This is a genomic window from Sagittula sp. NFXS13 (assembly GCF_040148795.1).
GTDB classification, from domain to species: domain Bacteria; phylum Pseudomonadota; class Alphaproteobacteria; order Rhodobacterales; family Rhodobacteraceae; genus Sagittula; species Sagittula marina.
Genome location: NZ_JAGEMH010000012.1, coordinates 1 through 22,052 on the forward strand (window position 1 = coordinate 1; position 22,052 = coordinate 22,052).

A 22,052-nucleotide genomic window follows, 5' to 3' on the forward strand; every position below is an offset into this window, starting at 1 on the left:
GCAATCGCCCGCCCCGCTGCGCGAGATGAAAGCTCCGCGCGTCGGGCGATTGCTCAACCTGCGCCAATCGGCGTAAACACTAACCGGGCTCCGGTCGCGGCTGGATGAAAGTTCAGTGGCAGGTCACCGTTTCAGACAGGACGGACAGCGAAGCGAGCGGGTTGCACGGTCAGATCTCGCTGTAATCGCGGTTGATGAGATCAGCGGCCTCAGGCGCCTCGAACTTCATGAACCCCGCGTATCCACGAGAAAGGCATGTGAAAATATAGTTCCAAAAGCACATCAGGGTATCTCGTCGACGTATCGTCGGAGCTGCTTGCGGCCGAGAGTGTGGTAGACGCCTACCGAGACCCGCTGCAACTGGGCAATCACCACTGTCAAGGAGAAGAGATGACAACGGTCGAACAGGAAATCCGCAACCTGATCTTCGAGCAGGCTCCTAATTTTGGCGGACGTCCGAAAAAAACTTTGGTGCAGATGCGAACGCTGATCCAATGGAGGCTGAAGGAGACATCACCGGGCCCTCTGAAGAAACGCTTGCCCAGGCAATTGAGCGGCAAGAACGCAATGCCCACTTTGTCGTCGACCGCTTCGGCTTCGGCTCCATGTTCTGGCCCACACTTCAGGATATGGCCGACCGCTACGACGGGCTAGGCACCCGCGAGCGGGTGCGACAGATCCTCGACAAGCTGGTCTTCCAGGGCATCGAGAACGATCAGCGGCCCGTCGCCCGACAAATCGCCCAGCTCGTGCAGGCGCGTTCCTTCTGGGCTGAAGACGAGCTCCTCGAAGCCCTTAATGATGCTGGCCTTGTCGACAGCCTCGATTACTTCCAAGGTCTTCTCGAATACCTTCAACACCAGGACCTCTTGACGGACCGGAAGGTCGTGAAACCCGACAGGTCCATTTTCGCATCCAACATGTTGATGACCGGCGCAATACCTGCAAGAGTTCGAGAATTGATGGGGGTGTATCCATGTCGCGAATTCTTTGCGCAATAATTCTCTTGGTCGGAATATCTATGCCCGTTTTCGCGCAGAACGGAACAATGTTCTCGCGCGAAATCCGCGCCGAGGCCCAGCAGGCGCTGTCCTATTACGGCTTCGACACTGGACCAGCCGACGGTGTATTTGGATCGCAAACCCGGGCGGCTATTCGCGCGCGGCAAGCTGCGCGTGGAACACCAGCCACCGGGGAGTTCAGTCGTGCCGGTCTGGGCAACTTGCTGGAGCAATATCGCTCCGATCGAAGAGCGGACGCTTCGGCGGCGGACACGTTACCCATGCCCGTTCAAGGTGCAATCGCCGAGATGGCACAGATGTGCGGCACGACCACGGCAGCGCTGGCCGCACGGCAGGGACTGCTGCAAAGTGGCGAGATGAATAACGACGGGATCCTCGACTACGTGATCGACGGATCTGCTGCGCGGTGTAGCATGATTTGTGGTGCAGCCAACTGTTCGGTCACCACCGTTGTTTCGAATGCGAATGGTTACCGTAACAGCGATTTCCTCGGCTACGGCGTCAGTCCGGACAGCTTCAACTGCCTCTCGAACGGCATCTGCGAGTTTGCCCGTTGACCCGCCCACACTTTGTTGGATGCCCGCAAACCACTATTTTTGGCACCGTGAAAGCCGACGTTCACCAGAAGGCAGAAAATCCCCGCCTTGCCGACCTTCACTCAGCGAAATTGCCGAACGGTGGATGAATGACCGGTTCGGTGACGCCGCGCTGCGGCGTGGCCAGACTTGGTCAAGGTCGGCTGTGGGCCGTGAGGGACGACCGCCAGCGCCGCTCCGATGTCGCGGCCGCTGCGCTGCCGCAGGCCAGCTTCGAGCCCTTTGGGACTCTATCAGTCCCGACCGGGACCGGCCACTCCTGACGCGATCTCACGCATGATTTGCGCCATCTCGTCCAGCCGCGTGGCGGTCAGGCGGCTGCTCGGCCCGGCGAGACCGAAGCCCGCGCGGACTTCGCCATCGTCTTGCCAAGGAACGGCAACGCAATTGAGTCCGGGGCACCAGTTCTCTCGGTCAAGGGCGTGGCCGCGTGCTGCTATGGCGTCAATCTCGGTTGCGATCCCCGGGCCGATCCGGGGCGCGTGGACATCGAACATCCGGCGGCGCAGGGCCGGAAGTAATGCCAGGAAGAGAAGACCGATGGCCGAGCCTGCCATCGGCTGGCGCTCCCCGCGCTGGCTAGAGGCACGCAGCGTGCGCGGGCTCTCGATCGCGTCGAGAAAGTAAACCTCGTCACCGGAAGGGACGGCGAGGAATACTGTTTCACTGGTCCGGGTCGCCAGCTCCTCCAGAGCGGGGCGTAACCGGCGGCGCAGGGCATCGTCATCGCCCACCACCCGGGCAAGGTTCAGGATGCGATCCCCGAGATGATAGCGCATGTCGCCGGGGCGGCGTCGGATGTAGCCGGCATTTTGGAGGGTTCTGAGGATATTATGTGCAGTCGTCGTCTTCAGGCCTGTCCCTTTGGCGATCTCTCCGAGAGAGGCAGCACCGCCTGCATGGGCGATCGTATCGAGCATCTCTAGGGCACGGGTGACGGACTGGATCATCAGGAAAATTTCCACATCGCTGAAGTTTTGAATAGATATAGAGGAAACATTCACTTTTGACAGATTTCAACGGAACGGCCCGCGTTGTGGACGGGTTGGCACAGTGACTGCCGCAGCGCAGCATCCCAAGACGGAGACGACCATGACACGCACGATGATCGCAAGGGCCACGCCCAAGGTCGGCCAGACCGAAAGGCTGGCAGCACTGGTGGAGACGCTGGCCCGGCAGGTGCGCCGCGAGGCGGGCAACATCCGCTTCGAGGCGTTCAGCGAAGGTGGCGGAGCAGTGGTGATGCTTGAGGAATATCGCGACGACGCGGCCTTTGAAGCGCATCTGGCCCAGCCCCACACCAAGGAGTTCAATGCTGCACTCGCGGAGGTTGCCACCGGAGGCGCATCGTCCGTGACCGACCTCGCCAGCTTTGCCAGCGCACAGGTCTCGGCCCCGGGCATTCGGGCCGTGGACCATGCGGGGCTTACGGTCCCGGACATCGAGGCCGCGACCCGTTTCCTGTCCGACGCTTTCGGGGCGGTCATGCTTTACGACGTGCTGCCGGAGGGCGGACCCGACATGGAAGGCGAAGGGCCAGAGGCGGAACTGGGTCTTACCTCGGGTACACGGATCAAACACATGCGTCTTGTGCGGATTGGCAACGGGCCGTGCCTCGAGCTTTTCCGGATGGAGGGCGGGTCACAGTCCGATCCTGCGCGCCTTCAGGATCTCGGGCTCACACATCTCGGCCTCTACGTCGATGATATCGATGCGGCATGCGCTGCTTTTACGGCCGCCGGCGGCACGTTGTTGAAGGGCCCGCATCCGCTTGCCAACAACGAGGACAACGAGGGCAATGCGGGCATTTACGGCCGCGCCCCCTGGGGCACGCTGTTTGAGCTGCTGACCTATCCCGGCGGCATCGACCTGCCCACGGATTCCCCGGCTCCCCGCTGGACCCCCCATCCCTGAAGGATCAAGACCATGATTAAGATGACAATGCTTCTGAAGCGCAATCCGGATATCGATCACGCGGCCTTCGTGCGGCACCATCGCGAAACGCACGGGCCGCTGTTCCGTTCAATCCCGGAGGCGAAGACCCATGTGCTTCGCTATATCCAGACCCACCCGACCGAAGGCGAATTTCCTGTCCCGCAGTCCGACTTCGATGGCACCGCCGAAATCTGGTTCGACAGCCCGGAGGGGATGAAAACCGTGCTCGGGTCAGAAACCTATGAGCAGAAGGTCTTCCCCGACGAGAAAACTTTCCTCGACCATGAGAACACGCTCATCCTCGTGGGTGAGCAAACTGAGATCATCGAGGAGAAGGCATAGTCGGAGAAGTGGCGGCACGTCGTGGTGAGTGGGTTTGGAAAAGCGTCCGCTCCTTCCGCCTTTCTCACGCGTGTCTGCTCAGGGGCAGCGTAATCTGAGCATTCGAGCGAACGGCGGCAAAGTCCCGCGCTGCGGACATTGACCCTTTCAAGATGCTGCAAGATGGACGAATGGCCGGTCTGGTGAAGCTGCACCGCAGCGCTCGGCGCCGAGGCAAAGGTCGGGTATGGGCCGCGAGCGACGCCGCACGCGGAGTGACCAGGCGCTTGCCCCTGTCGCGCAGCGAAGTTTCGGAACGAGCCCATTTTCCAGATGCTGCGGATCAGGGGAACCTGCAAAATGCGGACAATTGCGACGTCGTGTAGATTACAAGCGCCGCCCGCAAATATACGAATGGCGGGCGGCGCGTCGTCACCGATCTTCAAAATCTTCCAAACGGAAGTTTCCGATCCATAGGTCTTGCAGATTTAACAGCGAGCCGGCTGTTCCTTGAATCGTGGCCACATGGACCCCGTTGTAGCGCACAATCGCAGGGGCCGCGTCATCGCCGTCTCCGGGCTCTCCCTCGATAACAAGGTTCGCGATGACATCATCGCTACTGAGATACGCACCCGTCTCATCGGTAAAAATCACCGTCTCGATCCCTTCGCGCCCTGCTCCCACCAGCCCGTTACTGGACGGATCGTCAAAGAGATCGGTGATGACGACCGGGGCTGCACCGGGCACGCCGGTTTCAATCTCAAAGCAATCCCGACCCTCGCCGCCGGTCAGCGTATCACCGTCGTCTCCCCCCAGGACATCATCACCTTCACCGCCGAAGACCGTATCCGACGCCCCAAGACCATCATCGCGCGCATTGATGGTGTCCGCGCCAGATCCGCCTGTGATCGTGTCCGATCCGCCGCCGCCATCAATCAGATCGTCACTGGCGCGGCCCGATATGTCCTGATCTTTCAATGTGCCAAAAATGATGTCCTCAATCGGGGTGCCGTTTATTTCGGTATCGTCGTTGGGGACAGGCTCTGTCGCCATGTCATCTGACGTGTCTTCGTCGTCTCCATCATCGAACCCGTTAAAAATTTCCAGCAACCCCCATCCGAACAGCGAGGCAAGTAAAACGGAAAAAATCATCGACACCTCCACAATCATTGAACGAGTTATGACAATGTTTTCGCGCCTTGACGAGTCGAACAGACTTCCCCCAAGTGGCATGCCGATGGGCGACAAGGTCGCCTGATCGGGGGCGCATATCAGCATTTTGAGGCCATTAAGGCGCACATAGCTGTGGAGGCGGCTGGAACAGTGCGGATCAAGCTGCGCATCCGAATTATTCTGGTCTGTCGACTCCGCTTTTCAGCACGACGGACGGACCTGTCCTGCCACTTTTGGCCAAAAACCACCGTTTGTGGAAAGGTCCACGAAAGCGGACGTTTGAACGCCCTGATCAAGGTCGGCAATATCCGGCTCTGCCGACCTTCATCCTCCGAAAATGCTGCGCCATGGACGAATGGCCGGTCTGGTGAAGCTGCGGCGCGGCAGCGGCGTGGTCGGTGGAAGACGGCTCTGGGCCGAATGCGTCGTCTGAATGAAGAAAGCGGAGAGCGGGCCTTGGCCATGGCAAGCCTGAATGCCGAAAGGCGTCGGAAGCGTAAAGTGACGCTGACGACCAGATCGGACAACGCCGCAGGGAGCGGACCCTTTCGGTGCTGCCCCGATCTAGCGGCCTCCGCAGACAATTGACAAGCACAGGATCGTCATGCGCCTCGAAGCCCTTCCATTTCTGCGGATACAAGAGTGTTCAGAAGGTCTCGCAGCCAGATGTTGGGCGCGTCGCTCCGGCTATGCGGATGCCAGGCGATTTGTGTGGGGAAGGTCCCGAGGTTTGCCGGGACCGTCATGTCCAGGAGGCCGTAGGGTTCGGCGACCATGGCGGCGATGCGCGCCGGAACGGTGGCGATGCCTCCGATACGGGCGACAGTCGGCGCGGCCATCAGGAAATGCGAGACGATGATCGAGGTATTGCGGCGAAGCCCCGTGTCGGCCGTCAGCTTGTGCAGGCCAGTGCGCCAGTTGCCGGGCGGTGCCACGACCACATGCGGCAACCGCTCGTAGAGGGGTCGGTCCAGTGTGGCGCCGCCTGCCAAGGCTTCGGGGGCAACGATGCAGCGGAAGCCGTCGGTAAACAGCTCCGAGACCACAAGGTCTTCCGGGGGAGGATAAAACCGTCCGAGGGCAAGATCGAAGCTCTGCCCGGCAAGGGAGCGGGGATCCAGGTCCGGGCCGATCGGCGCGATCTCAAGCTTCGCCCCGGGGGCGTGACGCGCGAAGGCCGCTGCCAGCGGCGGGGCCAGCACCACCTCCGCGTAGGGCCCCAGCAACAGCCTGAACCGCCGCGTGCTTCGGGCCGGATCGAAAGGCTCGGCGGCACGGAAGGCCTGTTCGAGCCGGGACAGTCCGGCCGCGACGTCCGGCGCAATCTGCAGGGCTTTCTCGGTCGGCTCGACGCCGTACCTCGCGCGCAGGAAAAGCTCATCCCCCAGGGCAAGGCGCAACCGCGCCAGGGCCGCACTGACGGTGCTTTGGGATTGGCCGAGGCGTCGCGCCGCGGCGGTGACATTGCGTTCCTCCATCACGGCGTGGAAGACCCGCAGAAGGGATATGTCGGCGCTCATTCGTCCGGTATATCGATTTCTGGGATCGCACGCATCAATTTCTCGATTGGCGGGTCCAGTCCCATATCAGTTCGGAGACGTTCCGGAGGTGAGCCTCGCGGGACGTTGCGAACGCCTCAAGGAGACCCTGAAAATGGCACGTATTCTGATCCTCTCGACCGCGACCGACGTCTTGGGCGATACCGGCAACCCCACCGGCGTCTGGTACGAAGAGCTGGCGAGCCCCTATTACGCCTTTCTCGACGCGGGACACGACGTCACGCTGGTGACGCTGGGCGGCAAGCCCATCCCCATCGACCCGAATTCCGACGTGAGCGGTGAGGATGCCCCGGCCTCGGTCACCAGGTTCCGCGCGGATGCCGAGGCGACGGCGCTTCTGCACAATCCCGGTCGTCTCGAGGACGAGGACGTCACCGCCTATGATGCGCTCTACATCCCGGGGGGCCATGGCGCGATGTTCGACCTAGCCGAAAGCGCGCTTGCGGCAAATGTCATCGGCAAGGCCTGGGACAGCGGCAAGATCGTCGCCTCGGTCTGCCACGGCCCGGCGGCCTTTGCGAAGGTCGTGGATGCGAACGGCGATTCCATTGTGAAGGGCCGCAAGGTCACCGCCTTCACGAACAGCGAGGAAGAAGCCGTGGGCCTTGTGGAGGCCGTGCCCTTCCTGCTGGAAACGAAGCTGCGCGAGCTCGGCGCAAAGTTCGACGGCGTCGACAACTGGCAGCCTCACGCCGTGGCCGATGGCCGCCTGGTCACCGGGCAGAACCCCGCATCGTCGGAAGATGCCGCGAAGAAGGTCTTGGCCCTGCTGTAACGCCCTGTGACGCCGCCCCGCGACGGGCGGCGTCACCTGCGCCAGATGGTCCGACCGAAGCGCCTCATGGCGCGCCGGGCGTCGTTCCTCCTCCCCGCGCCGGGGCTGTCCTTCACCTAGGGCTTTCCTACCAAACCGAACCTTCGGTACCGGTCACGCGCGCGTTCGCTGTGCGGGCCCAACCTGCCGTTCAGTCCCTGGCCGATCGCCGCAGTGCGCCTTCCCCATACCGGCCATTCGTCCATCGCACAGCATTTTCGGAGGCTGAAGGTCGGCTGGGCGGACGAAGAAGCCATTCAATTCGTTGCTTCGATATCCGGTTTCGTTTTATCCAGAGGGCAAAACTTTATAGGCTATTGGAGCATCTATGAAGACCGTGATCCTAGAGCACGAATACGCAGCCCCGGCAAAGGAGGTCTGGGCGTTGGCAACGGACCTCGATGCTCTCAAAGAGATCATGAAAGGCGTTGTCACCTTCGAAGGCTTGCCGAGCGGTCGCGTGCATCAGGGCCAGAAGATCACTGTGCAGGTGTCGCTGTTCGGCAAGTTGCCACCTCAGCCGTATTTCATGGAAGTCCTGGAATATGATGACAAAGCCATGATATTACGGTCTTTCGAAAAGGGCGCAGGCGTCAAGGCGTGGTGCCACACGCTGACCGTCGAACCGCAGCCATCGGGATCCCGGCTGCGTGACGTCATTGAAATCGACGCGGGCTGGATGTCGTGGGCCTTCGCACTCTGGGCACGGTTTCTGTATCGCAAGCGCCATGAACCGCGCGTTCGGATGCTGGCGGACATGCAAGCGAAACAGGCCGCCACTGACTTGGACGGTTCAAATTTGCGCTGAAACACGCCAAGATGGGTAGAGGCCTTTCGCGCGATGTGCAGCATCCAGAAAAGTGGGCTCGAAGCCGACCTTCGCTGCGCCGAAGGGTCAAACTGCTGACCACGCATCATGCGACCTCGCTCTCGGCCCTAAGCAGACCTTCAAGCCAAGGGCAATGGATGGCCGGTGTCAGCCCTGAGCACATCCAAGGCTCCAGACGCCGTTTTGCGATCACTGACCTTCACTGCACGGGCCACAAACTGACAATGTGCGGGTCGAAGCGATTACTCTTCGACAAGACTGTCGGCTTTTTCGACTGGCGATGGTCCGCAAAAGGTTGCGCCATTCGTTCAGACATGCAGCGGGAGGCCTCCTGTCGTCTGTCTGGCCAATCTTGCCCTCGACCGTAGACAAGTCAATGTTCCTATGCAATTTAGTATGCCGGAAAAATAAGTGCATCATTCCGGCATGATGCATGTCGCTGCAGGATGGCCCATGACCAAAACTGTATTTCATCTGGCCCCGCTCCAGGCATATTAGACCCTGACCGAGGGTCAGAAGACCATGGGGCTCGACCTTGCGGGTGTTGGACTGACGGCGGTGGACTACATCGCTGATACCGTTATTCCGGACGCGCGGGTTGCGGAGCTGTTCGGGCTGGAGCCGAACGTGGCCGTATCTCGGGACACGTTTCACGCGCGCATCCATCCCGCCGACCTGGCGGGCGTCCTCGCTCAGGTTGATCGTCTGCTCGACCCAACCTGCGAGGATGTGATCGAAGTAACGCACCGCACCATCGCGGCCGACGGATCGACACGGTGGGTAAATGCGCGCAAGGCGATTTACCGCGACGAACTGCACCCGGGACGTCCGGCGTCGACAGGCGTTGCGGCCATCCTCGACATTACAGCCGAACGCGAGGCTCAAGAGTGCAGCCAGCTGCTCGTACGCGAGCTTCAGCACCGGACGGACAACATCATTTCCGTCCTGTTGACGATCGCACGCATGGTGATGCGAACCGGAGCGCCCGAGCAGTTCCTTGAACGGTTCGAGCCGCGTGTTAGAAAACTCGCGGAGAAGTTGAAGTTGCCAGATGACAAAGATGCCGCCGATCTCGGGTCGACTGTACAAAACGCACTCGAGTCCTTTGTGATCGATGCAGACCAACTCGATTTGTCCGGCCCCGAAATCCGACTGAATGGCCCTCAGGCACAAGTGTACGCGATGGTCGTTCATGAACTCGCGACCAACGCGGTAAAGTATGGCGCGTGGTCGCAGGTCGGTGGCCGCGTCGATATCCGGTGGTCGCATGACGGCGGGGGTCAGCTGGTCTTCACCTGGACCGAACACGGCGGCCCGCGGGTGACCGCGCCGTCATCGCGCGGGTTCGGCACGCAAGTCTTGAATCGCTTCGTACAGGTGACCATCGGAGGAGAGGCCGAGACCCTCTACGAGCCTGATGGGCTGCGCTACAAATTGAAGGCAAAGCAGGAAATCTGAAGACACCGCCGCCTGAGCAATTTGCGCAGGATGACGTTTGGTCTGACGCGCGCCGCAGAAGAGCCGCTCCCTGTTTCACGCGGGTCTTCCGGCGCGTTCCCAGGCATTGCACCCGCTCCGCTGCATATTGCCCGGACCTGCCTTGCTTGCTTCAGCGAAGCCCAATGCGGCGAGGCCTGGCGCGGTCCGGATGTTCCAAAGCATGAAGGCTTCGCTGCCGTTGCAGGGGTGTGCTTCGAGCAACGTTCGCCGGGTCTCTGCGGGATAGCTGGCCGGATCCGGGCCGTCGACGCCGGCCCGCAGAAGGACCAACACAGAGGTCGGCGTTTGACCAAGGCGATCAGAGAACTAGCCGGTACACTGCCCCTCATAGCCGTCGCAATGGCCAAAAGACCGCGATGGCGGCCGACGAAGCTGATTGTGTTGATTTCTACCCAGAAGTGACCCGGGTAGCGGCATAATTTCCATTAAGAATTGACCCATGTGAGCCTTCCCACAGCGCCATGCGCAGCGGGGGACATTGGAGTGATACACATGGGACTTTTGAACATCATCCGACGTATGGCGTTGCGACAGAAGTTGCCGATCCGAGAGATTGCGCGGCGGACCGGAGTGTCGCGCAACACCATCAAGAAGTATCTCAACGCAGGTACGATCGAGCCGCGGTTCGCGACGCCGGAGCGGCAGAGCAAGCTCGATCCGTTCTCTGGCAAGCGCTCCGCTGCCATTCGTTCTGCGCGCAGCGAACGGCTGCTTCCCGCCCAGGTGACGTATGCTGCGCCAGCTCATCATGTGCCTTCGCAGGCGTTGAGGGTCGCTAGGAAGTTTACCCGGATATATCTGGGGCACCGGTCGGCGAACCTGCCGTGCCGATGAATTACCATCGTGCTCACGAAGGTTGCCGACGGTTTGCATCCAGTAAGTCTGGTTACATACCGGTATGCAACCGAACATACCGGTGCCTTACCAGGAGCCATTTCCGCCGTTGGTGTCGACGGCGCGGGTCATGCTGCACATGCCCAAAGGTTCTGGAAGGGCTGAGATCGGCCCTTCGCTGAGCCTGGGGCGAATGGCTGGAGTGGGCCGGAAGCGCTAGGGTGATCAACTTGGGAAGCCGAGCCTTCCGCCGCACTGCCGCATGGCCGCTTCGAGCCCAATTCTGACCTTGCTCCAAACCCGTGACGCCGCCAGGCTAGGACGAGTAGGAAAGCCGTGGACTAAGTCATGGATGCCATAGCCGAACGCTATCAACGCTTTGCGCGAGCAGAAGCCGCAGGGCGTTCTGTGCTGTACGAGACTCTGGCCAAGCATGTGGCGGAATCGCCGGATTCGCTGACATTTCTCAGCCGCCTTCCCCAGGACCGGCAACAGCCGAACCTTCTTTTCGCCGCGCTACGCCTGATCGCTGGAACACCCGCGTCGGTCAGAGAATTTGACCATGCCCTTGAAGAGCATGCGAACGCGATAGCCGAGGTCATGCTGACGCGCACAACCCAGACGAATGAACCCGGACGTTGCGCGGCACTTCTGCCCGCGCAGGCGCGGATCGAGGGTCCGCTGGCCGTGATTGAGGTCGGCGCATCTGCGGGTCTGTGTCTCTTACCGGATGCCTATGGCTATGACTGGGGGCGTCAGAGCCTGGCTCCGCCCGCACGATCCGACTCAGCTGCGACTTTATTTCAGTGCAATGCCTCGGAGGACACACCGCTTCCGGTCCGACACCCCGAAATTGTCTGGCGGTCGGGACTGGACCTGAATCCTCTGGACGTGACGAACGAAGAGGATGTCGCATGGCTTGAAACCCTTGTCTGGCCCGAACATTACGAGCGACTGGCGCGCTTGCGCAAAGCCGTCGGAATTGCCCGAACCGAGCGTCCCCGCGTTGTGGCCGGGGATCTCAGACAGGATTTGCAGGCGCTGATCGCCGAGGCGCCGGGCGATGCGACTGTCGTCGTTTTTCATACCGCCGTCCTGAGTTATGTCGCGGACCAGGTTGAGCGCGATGAATTTGCCGCCGAGATGATTGGCGACGCAAGAGTGAAATGGCTTAGCAACGAAGGGCCGCGCATCTTTCCCCAGTTCACTGAGGCGGCCGGACCGGTTCGCGAGGACATGTTCTTGTTGGCCGTTAACGGGCAACCCATGGCATGGACCGGCCCTCATGGACAGGAGATACGCTGGATTTGAGTTGGCGGCGGAGGCCAACCGGCAGCTTTCGTCCGCAGAGCTGACCTTGGGGCCTCGGACTATGCTGCGCGGTGCAATGAAGGTCCGTCTGGGGAAGCCGCGCTGCGGCAATGCTGATCCTGGCCAATGACTGGTGAGGGCCGGGAGCGACGACCGCTGCGGTCCGCCAGGTGTTCGGTTCGCTGCGCCGCCGCAGGTCGGCTTTGAGCCCATTCCGTTGAAAAACTCGCCCCAGTAGCTGCGTTGAATAGCTCACGAGATTGATCGCGCGTTGACCGTCCACTCTTCAGCAGCCGATTTTTGGTGGCGGCAGGAGCTTTGCGAGCTTGCGGAGGTTCTGGGCGGTGGCTGCGAGGTGGAATTCGTCGCGTGCGCCGAGAGGTCCGCGCAATCGAAGACGGTTCAGCCCCAGGATCCTCTTCAGATGGGCGAACAGCATCTCGACCTTCTTGCGCAGTTTGCAGGAGATCGCGTATTCCGTGGTCCGGGCAATCGCACGGGCCCGATCGCGGGATGGCTCGTAGATCGATCGGAGCACTTTGCGGGAAGGTTCCTTCGGGCAACAGCGCAATTTCAGGTCACAGACATCGCAGTCGGCCTTGCTGGCCCGGTAGCGCAGCATCCCATCCTCATCTGGTTTCTTCTCCCGGGGTTTCGTAAATGCTCGGCGGGTTTGCTTCAACTCCTTGCCGCCTGGACAGGTGTAGGTGTCCTGCTCGGCATTATAGGTGAAGTCGGCGCGTTCGAACGTGCCGTCCCGGCGCGCCGACTTGTCGAACACTGGAATATGGGGCGCGATCCCGCGCTTCTGATCCAGCCAGTCCAGCATCTCGCCCGTGCCGTAGGCGGTGTCGGCGATCAGCCGTTCGGGCCTGAGGCCGAAGCTGTCGCTCACCCTGTCGATCATCGTGCGCACCGATCCGACTTCGGCCTGGCGGATCGAACGGGTGGCCTCGACATCAAGGATCACGCCGTTGTCGGTATCGATCAAGTAATTGGTGGAATACGCAAAATAGGCTGGTCCACCCCGCGCTCCGGTACACTGCGACGCGGGATCGGAATGCGAGGTAAACTTAGGTTCGACCGGGCTCGCCGCGCCGAAGGCCGCATCATCCAGCGTGGCCAGGTATTCCCGAACTGCCCGCGGCGCCTCCTCGGGATCGATCTTGTCTGGCTGCCAATCGGCCTTGGATGTCGAGTTCTGCCGGTTCGCGTCTGCTTGAATGATGCTGGCGTCGGCCGCAAAGCGCTGGCCGCTTGCCAATCCCTCTGCGATGCAGCGCGCGACCACCGTCTCGAACAGATGGCGCAGCAGATCGCTGTCACGGAAACGACCATGCCGGTTCTTGGAAAAGGTCGAATGGTCCGGCGCCGGGTCGGTCAGGTCGAGGCGGCAGAACCAGCGGTAGGCGAGATAGAGATGGACCTCCTCGCAAAGTCGACGTTCCGAACGGGTCCCCATGGTGTAGCCGATCAGCAGCATCCGGATCATCAGTTCAGGATCAACCGACGGTCGCCCGGTGGAACTGTAGAACGGTGCCAGGTGCTGCCGGATGCCGCCCAGATCCACAAACCGGTCCACCGCGCGCAGCGTGTGATCGGCCGGGACATGCGCTTCGATCGAGAGCTCGTAGAACAGAGCGCTCTGCGCTTCTTGCCGGGATCCCATCATCGCCGTTCACCTCCACCTGTCTCAAGTGAATTGAATCAGCGCTCAGGACTTCAGGCAAGCAGAGTTTTTCAACAAAATAAGCCCAGACTCGCCGATGCTGCGCTTCGTATGAATGTCGGCTGTGATATAACTTCAGATAGCCTATCGGCGGTGAAGGTTAGTGGACGGGAATTTCCCTTCGGAACGAAGCTTGTCGCGGAGGGCATCAAACCCTTCGTCTCGCGCGAGGTCGCGCTCTTCATCTGTCACACCTATGAATTGTAGGATGTTGACCTTGCCAGAAGGCAGTTGAAAGCTGTTCGGATAGCTCTCGGGAATATGTAATATGGCATTAGTTACCGAGGTTCCTGGGTTGCCATCTATTGGGCTTCTCAAGGGAATTCTGTCATGGAGATTGAGAGTGGGCTTTTCGCCAAAATGGCCCGATGACAGAAGGAGATCGAACGCAAGCATCCGTAATAAGAAACGTATTGCCCAATCACCTCTTTCTTGAGTTTCAATGGAGAACTCCACGCCTGCACCAGAGGTTGCTTCTGGTCGGTATTCATCTGGTGAAAGGTCCCATGGGTTTGAGTGGCCAGAGGTAACATATAGCCAGCTTTTTCGACGCTCGGTTGGGGCAAACTCAAAAACACCGTAGTGCAGCCAGCGTGGGTCAATTCGAGCATTAGGGAAAGGCTGAAATGAATTCTGCGATAGTGGAAAAATACCTCTAGACTCGCCGCCAAAAAGCTCAGGGAAGATTACATCTTCACGGTGAGCCCAAACAGTTTCTAAATCCATATCCGTCTAGTATCCCTTCCACTGCAGACAGTTTACTGGATCATTGTCAAAGGGCAACAACAGACCTTTGAAAGCCAACAATCAACGGCCGCTTTGTCCGCACTGCCGACCTTCGAGCCCCGCCAGGGTCCGCAAGTGCGGCGAACTGCTGCTTTGGTGGGCCGCGCCGCAGCATTCTGATCCGAGGCTGAATGTCGGCAGTGGGCCGTTCACTACAGGCTTTTAAGCTTGCATCCGACAGACCCGAGTTTACGAAGCCGGAGACTGCGGAGCGATCATGGCCACATCCATTACCTATAAACAGCGTGAAACCATCGCTTCTTTCGTCTCGAGGACAGCAGCTGCCTACCATGTGGACGCGACGACCTTCTCGGCAGACAGGGAAACTTCATTCCTCGCAGTGATTTCAGGATCCTCCACCGCCATCGAAGCCCTCGATGCCTTCGGCTGCCCGATCCCTGAAGATCTCACTTCATGGTCGCCCTCGAAGGAAGGGGTCGGCGGAACCATGCGCCTATTCCGCAATCATACCTTCCCGTCCAAGGTACTACAGCCCCCGAAGATGCGCGGCTGCCCGGAGTGTCTTCGTCAGGACTTTGAGGATCAAGGAACTGGACCGGCGGCGATGGCGATGCGCGGGCATTGGTTGGTGCCGCATGTGACGCTCTGTCTGGAGCACAGTACCCCGTTGGTGACGCTATGGCGAGAAAGCAGCCCCGCTCTGCGGTTTGATTCAGCGCTGCATCTCGCCTCACTGATCCCGGCCATCACTGTAGGAAGCCTGACCCTCGAACCGCGAGCCGCAACCGGTTTCGATACGTGGCTGGATGCACGGCTGGAAGGTCACGGCGACGGCAACTGGCTGGAACAGCACCCGCTGCATGCGGTCTGCAATTATTGCCTGATGCTCGGCACCTCGCTTTTGCGTCACATCACGTCGGCCCCTTCTGCCGTGACAGATGAGGATAAATGGTTCGTGTACGATCTGGGCTTTCAGATCGCCCGACAAGGTGAGGTGGCGATCAGGGATGCCTTGCAGGGCCTCCAAGACCTCCCGGGCGGACCGCACGATGGCCCGAAGAAGATCTTCCCGAAGATGTACGACCGGCTGGCCTACGACACCATCGACAACCCTGAATACGATGAATTCCGGCGGATCCTGCGGTCACACATGTTCGAGACATGGCCCCTCGGTGTCGGGGACGAACTGCTCGGCGAGCCCATTGTCGAACGGAGGCTTCATTCGGTGAGAAGCGCGGCCAAGGCAACAGGGATCGACCAGAGACGCCTGCGAAAGATCCTTGCCGCGGAAGGCATCGTTCCCGAAGAAGGTCTGCCAGACGCCTGGCAGGTCTTCGATGCGAAACTGGCCGACACGGTACTGAAAGCCGCGACAACCCTGATCACCGCGAAGGACTTCGCCGAGGGCATCAATGCCTCGCGGTCCCAGTTCGATCTGCTGGTCGCGGGCGGGGTCCTCGCGCCGCGGCTGCCATCCGTCGACGACGCCGGGACCAAAGCCATCTGGGACCCGGCCGATGGCGTGCGCTTCCTCGACAGCGTGTTTGTCGGCGCATCGCCGCTTCGCCAAGCGCAGCATGGCTGGGAGCACATCTCGAAGTCCGCCGCGCGCCTGATGGTTGGTCCGGAAGTCATCATCCGGGCGATCCAGAACCGGCGGATCGTCAGAATCGGAAACCACGCCGATTTCGACGGCTACGCGGCGCTGTACGTCTACCATGACGAGGTCTGCTCTGTCCTGATGCCTGAGCCCTCGTCGAACCAGAGCATCGAGCTGTTCTCGAAAACCGTCGGCATCGGCCAGCCCATCCGCATGAAGCGCCTTGTCATCAATGGCCACACGCCGGCGACGGAGCTGGTGCATCCCAAGTTGAAGACGAAACAGCTCTTCATCACCCGCGACGACGCGGACGTCTTCCACCGACGCTTCTACACGCCGCGGACCATGGCGCAGGCCCACGGAAAAAGTTGGCAGTCCATGACGGCAAGCTTGCGAGCCGCTGGGGTCACGGTCTTCTCGCCGGATGGAGAGGATTACGGCACGTTGTACCTGCGGGAAGACGTCGACCAGACATTCTCGTAAATATCTGAAATATTTGAAAAAGAAAAAGGCCGCGCTGTTGCGCGGCCTCGTCATGCATTCATTCTGCGATCTGGGGCCTCCCGATCCGGAAATCAGATGAGGTGATTTCCGGAACTCGGATGAGGTGATTCACACAAAGGCCCTAACTCAGATCACCCGCATTTCGAATGCCCGCACGACGAACATGTCATGCAACCTTCCACCATCATCATGGAGAACTGCCCGCATGACGGACAAGCTTTCCCGCGAGGCGCGTCCAGGCCGACAACCTTGGCGGTGGGGTCGGCTTTCAACCCAAGGCCCTGGCCCTCAACAAAACCAGTGGCCACAAGGTGTTGCTCGATCACGCCGCCAATAGCCGCCAGGATCGAAGGAATGTACTTCCCTTTAACCCAGGCCCCACCGCGCGGATCGAACACGGCTTTCAGCTCTTCGACCACAAAGGACACGTCTCCACCACGACGGAATACCGCCGAGATCATCCGGGTCAGCGCCAGCGTCCAGGCGTAGTGTTCCATGTTCTTGGAGTTGATGAAAACCTCGAATGGGCGTCGATGGCCACCGACAACAATATCGTTGATCGTCAGATAGATGGCGTGCTCGCTGTCGGGCCACTTCAGCTTGTAGGTGTTGCCTTCGAGGTGCTCTGGACGGTCCAAAGGCTCTGCCATGTAGATCACGTCACCATGCGGCTGCTGCGGCTCGGCATCGTCGTTGGCCACCACGGCGGGCGCGTCCTTTTTCTCTTCGGACACCGAGAGCACAGACCCTGTCACATCGTTGGGACGATAAGTGGTGCACCCTTTGCAGCCGGTCTCATAGGCTTCAAGGTACACTTCCTTGAAGGCCTCGAAGGAGATGTCTTCCGGGCAATTGATCGTTTTGGAAATGGACGAGTCCACCCATTTTTGCGCCGCAGCCTGCATGCGCACATGGTCCAGCGGCGCCAGCGTCTGGGCGTTCACGAAATACTCGGGCAGCTCTGCGTCGGCGCCGAACTCTTCGCGGTACATCTGGACCGCGTAATCGACAACTTCCTCTTCGGTGCGGGTGCCGTCCTTTTGCAGGACCTTGCGCGTGTAGGCGTAGGCAAACACGGGCTCGATCCCGGAAGACACGTTGCCCGCGTAAAGCGAGATCGTCCCCGTCGGTGCGATCGACGTCACCAAAGCGTTGCGAATGCCATGGGCACGTACGGCCTCGCGCACGTCGTCATCCATTTGCATCATGTTGCCGGAGGCAAGGTATTTCTCCGCATCAAAAAGCGGGAAAGCCCCCTTCTCTTTCGCAAGCTCCACAGATGCCAGATAGGATGCACGCGCGATCTGTTTCAACCAGCCTTCGGCCACGGCGGCGGCCTCTTCCGTGCCGTATTTCTGGCCGCACATCAGCAATGCGTCGGCCAGACCGGTGACGCCCAGGCCGATACGACGCTTGTTCTGCGCTTCCAGTTCCTGCGCAGGCAGCGGGAATTTCGACACATCGACCACATTGTCCATCATCCTGATGGCACAGGCCACGAGGTCGTCGAGCGCCTCCTGATCCAGATCTGCATCCGACCCGAATGGGTTCTTCACCAACCGCGCGAGGTTCACAGAACCCAACAGACACGCGCCATAAGGCGGCAGAGGTTGCTCACCACAGGGGTTGGTGGCCGCGATGGTCTCGCAATAGTTGAGGTTGTTGGCCTTGTTGATGCGGTCGATAAAGATCACGCCCGGCTCGGCGTAATCGTAGGTCGCCTTCATGATCGTGTTCCAAAGGTCGCGCGCCTGCACGGTCTTGTAGACCACACCGTCAAAGACCAGCTCCCAAGACCCGTCCGCCTTCACCGCTTCCATGAAGTCGTCTGTCACCAGCACCGACAGGTTGAACATCCGCAGGCGGGCCGAGTCGGACTTTGCCGCGATGAAATGCTCCACGTCAGGGTGGTCGCAGCGCATGGTCGCCATCATCGCGCCACGGCGCGACCCTGCGGACATGATCGTGCGGCACATCGCGTCCCACACATCCATGAACGACAGCGGGCCAGAGGCATCCGCAGCCACACCGGCCACGGGCGCGCCTTTTGGCCGGATGGTCGAGAAATCATAGCCGATCCCCCCACCCTGCTGCATGGTCAGCGCGGCCTCTCGCAGCATGTCGAAGATTCCGCCCATGCTGTCCGGCACGGTGCCCATGACGAAACAGTTGAACAGCGTCACGGTGCGGTCGGTGCCCGCCCCTGCGGTGATGCGGCCCGCGGGCAGATATTTGAAATCTTCCAGCGCCGCGTAAAAGCGCTTTTCCCAAACCTCGGGATCCGATTCAGCTTGCGCCAGCGCGCGCGCGATCCGACGCCAGGTGTCCTCGACCGTGGTATCCAGAGGGGTGCCATCCGCCTCCTTCAGGCGGTACTTCATGTCCCAAATCTGTTCAGCAATAGGCGCGGCAAAACGGGTCATGGCAGGCGATTCCTCTATGTCGATAAAAAGCAGTGAGCAGGCGGTTTGGGTAGCCGGGTTCAGGTCGCTTTTGAACCCCTAAAAACTCAATTCTGAACTTACTTGCCGCTAGGACTTGAAGTTATGAGCCTTGCACATACCATATACAGCCTCAAAGAGGAAATCAGAATTGGCCGAAACAACCCACTTGATGAAGCTTTCCGCAGGCACAGAAAGCGTCGATAGCTTGATGGAATGGCAAAAAGGCTTTGCCAAACGGTTCACCGACGGGCTGCCCCGCCACCGCACCCGCATGTGGCCGAAAAAAGAGGCAGACATCGTTGCCGCTGGGTCAATCTACTGGGTGATCAAAGGGCTGATACAATGCCGCCAGCGCGTGCTCCGGATGGAGGAGCATATCGCCGATGACGGCATCCGCCATTGCCTGCTGGTGCTTGACCCCGAGATCGTGCGCACCACGACCTCGCCGCGCCGCCCGTTCCAAGGCTGGCGCTACCTCTCCCCCGACGATGCTCCTCGGGATCTGCCCAAAGGCCGCGCCGCAGAGGACCCCCTGCCCCCGGAACTGGCGGGCGCCTTGGCAGAGATCGGCGTGATTTAATTGCAAATAGGGCGACCTCGCAGACCGCCTTTTTCAAATCCCCGATCCGACAGATCAAAAGCCGGTGATGCCAACAGCATTTGTCACGCCACGCGGCGCGCAGACCTGTTCGGCGAGGGCCCGCACCTCCGCCCAAAACCGGCACGGCCACGCCACCGCCATCAACTTTCGACGCCGCGAATCCTGCATAATTGTTGCGGTTCACGCTGGCCCCATTGACCTGCGCTGTCTCACTGCTTTCCTCGAACGGAACTGTGTGCGCGTATCTCCGGATACGCCGCGCTAGATGCCCAACCACATCCTGCTCGAATCCAGCCGATGACCGTGAATCCCAGAAAAGGTCGAGCGCGTGTTGTGTTTGGAAGGGCGCTGACCAGTCAAAACCGATGAAAACCAGTTCCTCCTGTCGCAGCGACAAGCCGGCAAGACGTAGACCTTACAGGCCATACTGGTGTCTACTTCACGCTGTGCCCCAAGGCACTTTGTTGGCAAACAACCTTTACCGACAGACAACAACAGGATGTGGCCGAAAGGTGTTGCTCAAAGAAGTTGTAAAATGGTCGGGGCGGCGAGATTCGAACTCACGACCTTCTGTACCCAAAACAGACGCGCTACCAAGCTGCGCCACGCCCCGACTGGCCGCTCACATAGCGACCTATGCCGCGGATGAAAAGCGAAAAATGAAGGTCTCTCCCGCTATTCGCACGCCCAGGCCGCCCCCTCGATCGCCGGGTGCCGCAACTGTGTGCCCGGACCGATCCCAAGCATGGGCGCAAGCCCGCCGTTGATCTCGAAAACGTATTTGATCTGGCCCTTACCGGGAATCGACGTCAGATCACCCGGCACTGCATTCACATGCACGTTCTGAACAACCCCCGCCGCATCGGCAAAGATCATGTCGAGCGGAATCAATGTGTTCTTCATCCAGAATGCCACCTGGCGCGGGCGTTCGAAAACAAACAGCATCCCGTAGCTTGCTGGCATCTTTTCTACGAACATCAACCCACGATTGCGTTCCGGCCCGGTATCGGCCACGTCGATTGTGAATCTGGCCTCGCCAAAATCGCCCCGCATATGCAGGACATCATCGCGGCATTCAGACGCCGCAAAGGCAGCACCGCTGGTCATAACCATGACCAGCGCCGCCGCCACAAAACTGTTTAAATTGGTCTTTAACGCGTCAATGCGGCTTCCCATGCGTTCACTTCCATTGCCATTCGTCCGCGACGACCGTCGACCACCCGGATCGCCAAGGCTTCGCCCGGTTGCAGATCCGCCAGCCCTGATCGACGCAGAACCTCGATATGAATGAAAACATCATCGGACTTTCCGAAGACGTTTGCAAAGCCAAAGCCTTTGGCCTTGTCGAACCATTTCACCCGTGCCGGTTCAAGCTCTGCCTGCTCCATGACCTCTGGATCGAGATGTTCGAAATCCGCGAGCGGCGCACCTTCAGGCGCCTCCGGCGGTTCGATACTGACAACCTGGACCGCCTGCACGCCGCGATCCGTGCGCTGCACCTCGATCTCGACACGCGCGCCATCCGCCACTGAGCTCTGTCCGAAATTGCGCAGCACATTGGCATGCAAGAGGATATCCGGCCCACCCTCGTCAGCCAGCACAAAGCCAAAGCCCTTTACAGGGTCGAACCACTTTACCTTTCCGGCGATCACTCGCCCGTCTTCTGTCTCTTGTTCCACGGTGTTCCCAACGAAAATCACATATCCCCGATATGTTTTTGGAACAAAGCGAGGAGGGGAAGCAAGGCATCCCCTGACCGAATTTGTGTCAATAGCGTTCACAATCGCTACACTACATGCCGCTTTTGCACTTCACGTAACGTGAATTAATCATATAATGTCAATGGCTTACTATGGGTTTAGACGGATGACCGACCAGTCGGTATTTTTTTCTCCCCGTTCCCAACGAAAACGGTCGTGTAAGCGAAATGCACCGTCGGCCCAGAATTCTATTTCATACGGACGTATACGAAACCCTCCCCAAAAGGGGGGCCTTTTGGGATTTGGCCCATGAGTCGCGGTGACCCTTGCAACCTCTGCCATCAGGTGCCCACGGCTCTCCAGGGGTTTGCTTTGCTCCGAGGCCCAGGCCCCCAGACGGCTCTTGAGCGACCGGGAGGCATAGTAGGCGTCCGCGTTCGGCCCCTCCTCACGGGTCACAGTGCCCCGAACCCGGATTTGTCGCCGTAAGCTCTTCCAATGCATGACAAAAGCCGCCTTCCCCGCCTGCTCGATTTCCTGCGCCTTCACCGATCCGTAATTGGTGTAAAACACAAAGGCATCGTCCTCGATCTCCTTGAGCAGCACCATCCGCGCGTTGGGCATTCCATCGGCATCCACCGTCGACAGGGCGATGGCATTTGGATCGTTGATCTCAGTTTTTTCGGCCTCCGCCAGCCATGCGCGCGCCAAAGCAAAGGGGTCATCGCCTGCAAAAATTCCGTCTCTCTCGGTCATATCGCTGTCTTTCCCATCATGTGGCGGGGGCCACACCACCACCGCTCAGTATATTGTTTCACCGCTTTGCGCCCTTG

Annotated in this window: 20 protein-coding genes and 1 tRNA gene; 11 read left to right on the forward strand and 10 right to left on the reverse strand. The window is 60.0% G+C overall.

Annotated elements, in window-relative coordinates; genetic code table 11:
* Window positions 1–494 precede the first annotated feature (494 nt).
* Together J4E08_RS18385 and J4E08_RS18390 are read left to right on the forward strand one after the other, a co-directional pair.
* The gene (locus J4E08_RS18385) at window positions 495–1,001 is read left to right on the forward strand and encodes a hypothetical protein (RefSeq protein WP_349539724.1); all 507 of its coding nucleotides are present in this window, start codon (window positions 495–497) and stop codon (window positions 999–1,001) included.
* A 20-nt stretch (window positions 1,002–1,021) separates the two neighbouring features.
* Window positions 1,022–1,579 carry a peptidoglycan-binding domain-containing protein gene (locus J4E08_RS18390; RefSeq protein WP_349539725.1) on the forward strand — a complete coding sequence of 186 codons (558 nt, stop codon included), beginning with the start codon at window positions 1,022–1,024 and terminating at the stop codon, window positions 1,577–1,579.
* Between the two features lie 272 nt (window positions 1,580–1,851).
* Here the strand turns inward: J4E08_RS18390 and J4E08_RS18395 are convergent, their stop codons facing one another.
* The gene (locus tag J4E08_RS18395; protein ID WP_349539727.1) at window positions 1,852–2,583 is read right to left on the reverse strand and encodes an IclR family transcriptional regulator; all 732 of its coding nucleotides are present in this window, start codon (window positions 2,581–2,583) and stop codon (window positions 1,852–1,854) included.
* Window positions 2,584–2,710: 127 nt separating this feature from the next.
* Between J4E08_RS18395 and J4E08_RS18400 the strand changes: the two genes are divergently transcribed.
* Window positions 2,711–3,532: an antibiotic biosynthesis monooxygenase gene (locus J4E08_RS18400; RefSeq protein ID WP_349539728.1), complete on the forward strand. Its 822-nt coding sequence runs from the start codon at window positions 2,711–2,713 to the stop codon at window positions 3,530–3,532.
* A 12-nt stretch (window positions 3,533–3,544) separates the two neighbouring features.
* A complete protein-coding gene (locus J4E08_RS18405; protein ID WP_349539729.1) occupies window positions 3,545–3,895 on the forward strand; it encodes an EthD domain-containing protein in 351 nt (116 codons plus the stop codon).
* A gap of 411 nt (window positions 3,896–4,306) precedes the next feature.
* Here J4E08_RS18405 and J4E08_RS18410 read toward each other — a convergent pair whose 3' ends face one another.
* The gene (locus J4E08_RS18410) at window positions 4,307–5,152 is read right to left on the reverse strand and encodes a calcium-binding protein (protein ID WP_349539730.1); all 846 of its coding nucleotides are present in this window, start codon (window positions 5,150–5,152) and stop codon (window positions 4,307–4,309) included.
* A gap of 497 nt (window positions 5,153–5,649) precedes the next feature.
* The gene (locus J4E08_RS18415; protein ID WP_349539731.1) at window positions 5,650–6,567 is read right to left on the reverse strand and encodes a LysR substrate-binding domain-containing protein; all 918 of its coding nucleotides are present in this window, start codon (window positions 6,565–6,567) and stop codon (window positions 5,650–5,652) included.
* A gap of 133 nt (window positions 6,568–6,700) precedes the next feature.
* Between J4E08_RS18415 and J4E08_RS18420 the strand changes: the two genes are divergently transcribed.
* The 5 genes from J4E08_RS18420 to J4E08_RS18440 all read left to right on the forward strand — a co-directional run bounded on the left by J4E08_RS18420 (window position 6,701) and on the right by J4E08_RS18440 (window position 11,894).
* A complete protein-coding gene (locus tag J4E08_RS18420; protein WP_167641876.1) occupies window positions 6,701–7,381 on the forward strand; it encodes a type 1 glutamine amidotransferase domain-containing protein in 681 nt (226 codons plus the stop codon).
* 367 nt (window positions 7,382–7,748) lie between these two features.
* Entirely contained in the window at window positions 7,749–8,228 is a 480-nt protein-coding gene (locus J4E08_RS18425) for an SRPBCC family protein (protein WP_349539732.1), read from the forward strand.
* Window positions 8,229–8,771: 543 nt separating this feature from the next.
* Window positions 8,772–9,707 carry a PAS domain-containing protein gene (locus J4E08_RS18430; RefSeq protein ID WP_349539733.1) on the forward strand — a complete coding sequence of 312 codons (936 nt, stop codon included), beginning with the start codon at window positions 8,772–8,774 and terminating at the stop codon, window positions 9,705–9,707.
* A 534-nt stretch (window positions 9,708–10,241) separates the two neighbouring features.
* Entirely contained in the window at window positions 10,242–10,583 is a 342-nt protein-coding gene (locus J4E08_RS24600; RefSeq protein WP_502949296.1) for a helix-turn-helix domain-containing protein, read from the forward strand.
* A gap of 348 nt (window positions 10,584–10,931) precedes the next feature.
* A complete protein-coding gene (locus tag J4E08_RS18440) occupies window positions 10,932–11,894 on the forward strand; it encodes a DUF2332 domain-containing protein (RefSeq protein WP_349539734.1) in 963 nt (320 codons plus the stop codon).
* 286 nt (window positions 11,895–12,180) lie between these two features.
* On the opposite strand, the gene J4E08_RS18445 is transcribed toward J4E08_RS18440, so the two are convergent.
* Window positions 12,181–13,566, reverse strand: coding sequence for an IS1182 family transposase (locus J4E08_RS18445; protein ID WP_349539735.1), 1,386 nt, complete (start codon window positions 13,564–13,566; stop codon window positions 12,181–12,183).
* Between the two features lie 141 nt (window positions 13,567–13,707).
* On the reverse strand, window positions 13,708–14,349 hold the full coding sequence (locus J4E08_RS18450) for a suppressor of fused domain protein (RefSeq protein ID WP_349539736.1): 642 nt from the start codon (window positions 14,347–14,349) through the stop codon (window positions 13,708–13,710).
* 277 nt (window positions 14,350–14,626) lie between these two features.
* Here J4E08_RS18450 and J4E08_RS18455 point away from each other — a divergent pair, with 277 nt between their 5' ends.
* Window positions 14,627–16,453, forward strand: a complete 1,827-nt coding sequence (locus J4E08_RS18455; RefSeq protein WP_349539737.1) for a TniQ family protein — start codon at window positions 14,627–14,629, stop codon at window positions 16,451–16,453.
* Window positions 16,454–16,605: 152 nt separating this feature from the next.
* Here the strand turns inward: J4E08_RS18455 and J4E08_RS18460 are convergent, their stop codons facing one another.
* Complete coding sequence (locus J4E08_RS18460; RefSeq protein WP_349539738.1) at window positions 16,606–18,897, reverse strand: adenosylcobalamin-dependent ribonucleoside-diphosphate reductase; 2,292 nt, start codon at window positions 18,895–18,897, stop codon at window positions 16,606–16,608.
* A 190-nt stretch (window positions 18,898–19,087) separates the two neighbouring features.
* Here J4E08_RS18460 and J4E08_RS18465 point away from each other — a divergent pair, with 190 nt between their 5' ends.
* Entirely contained in the window at window positions 19,088–19,498 is a 411-nt protein-coding gene (locus J4E08_RS18465) for a DUF1489 family protein (protein ID WP_349539739.1), read from the forward strand.
* 557 nt (window positions 19,499–20,055) lie between these two features.
* On the opposite strand, the gene J4E08_RS18470 is transcribed toward J4E08_RS18465, so the two are convergent.
* The 4 genes from J4E08_RS18470 to pdxH form a co-directional block, all read right to left on the reverse strand.
* Window positions 20,056–20,132: transfer RNA gene (locus tag J4E08_RS18470), tRNA-Pro, on the reverse strand.
* Window positions 20,133–20,194: 62 nt separating this feature from the next.
* A complete protein-coding gene (locus tag J4E08_RS18475; protein WP_349539740.1) occupies window positions 20,195–20,695 on the reverse strand; it encodes a DUF192 domain-containing protein in 501 nt (166 codons plus the stop codon).
* Window positions 20,671–21,198, reverse strand: a complete 528-nt coding sequence (locus tag J4E08_RS18480; protein WP_349539741.1) for a cold-shock protein — start codon at window positions 21,196–21,198, stop codon at window positions 20,671–20,673. Before J4E08_RS18480 ends, J4E08_RS18475 begins: the two co-directional genes overlap by 25 nt.
* A 171-nt stretch (window positions 21,199–21,369) precedes the next feature.
* Window positions 21,370–21,975: a pyridoxamine 5'-phosphate oxidase gene (gene pdxH / locus J4E08_RS18485; protein ID WP_349539742.1), complete on the reverse strand. Its 606-nt coding sequence runs from the start codon at window positions 21,973–21,975 to the stop codon at window positions 21,370–21,372.
* Window positions 21,976–22,052 lie beyond the last annotated feature (77 nt).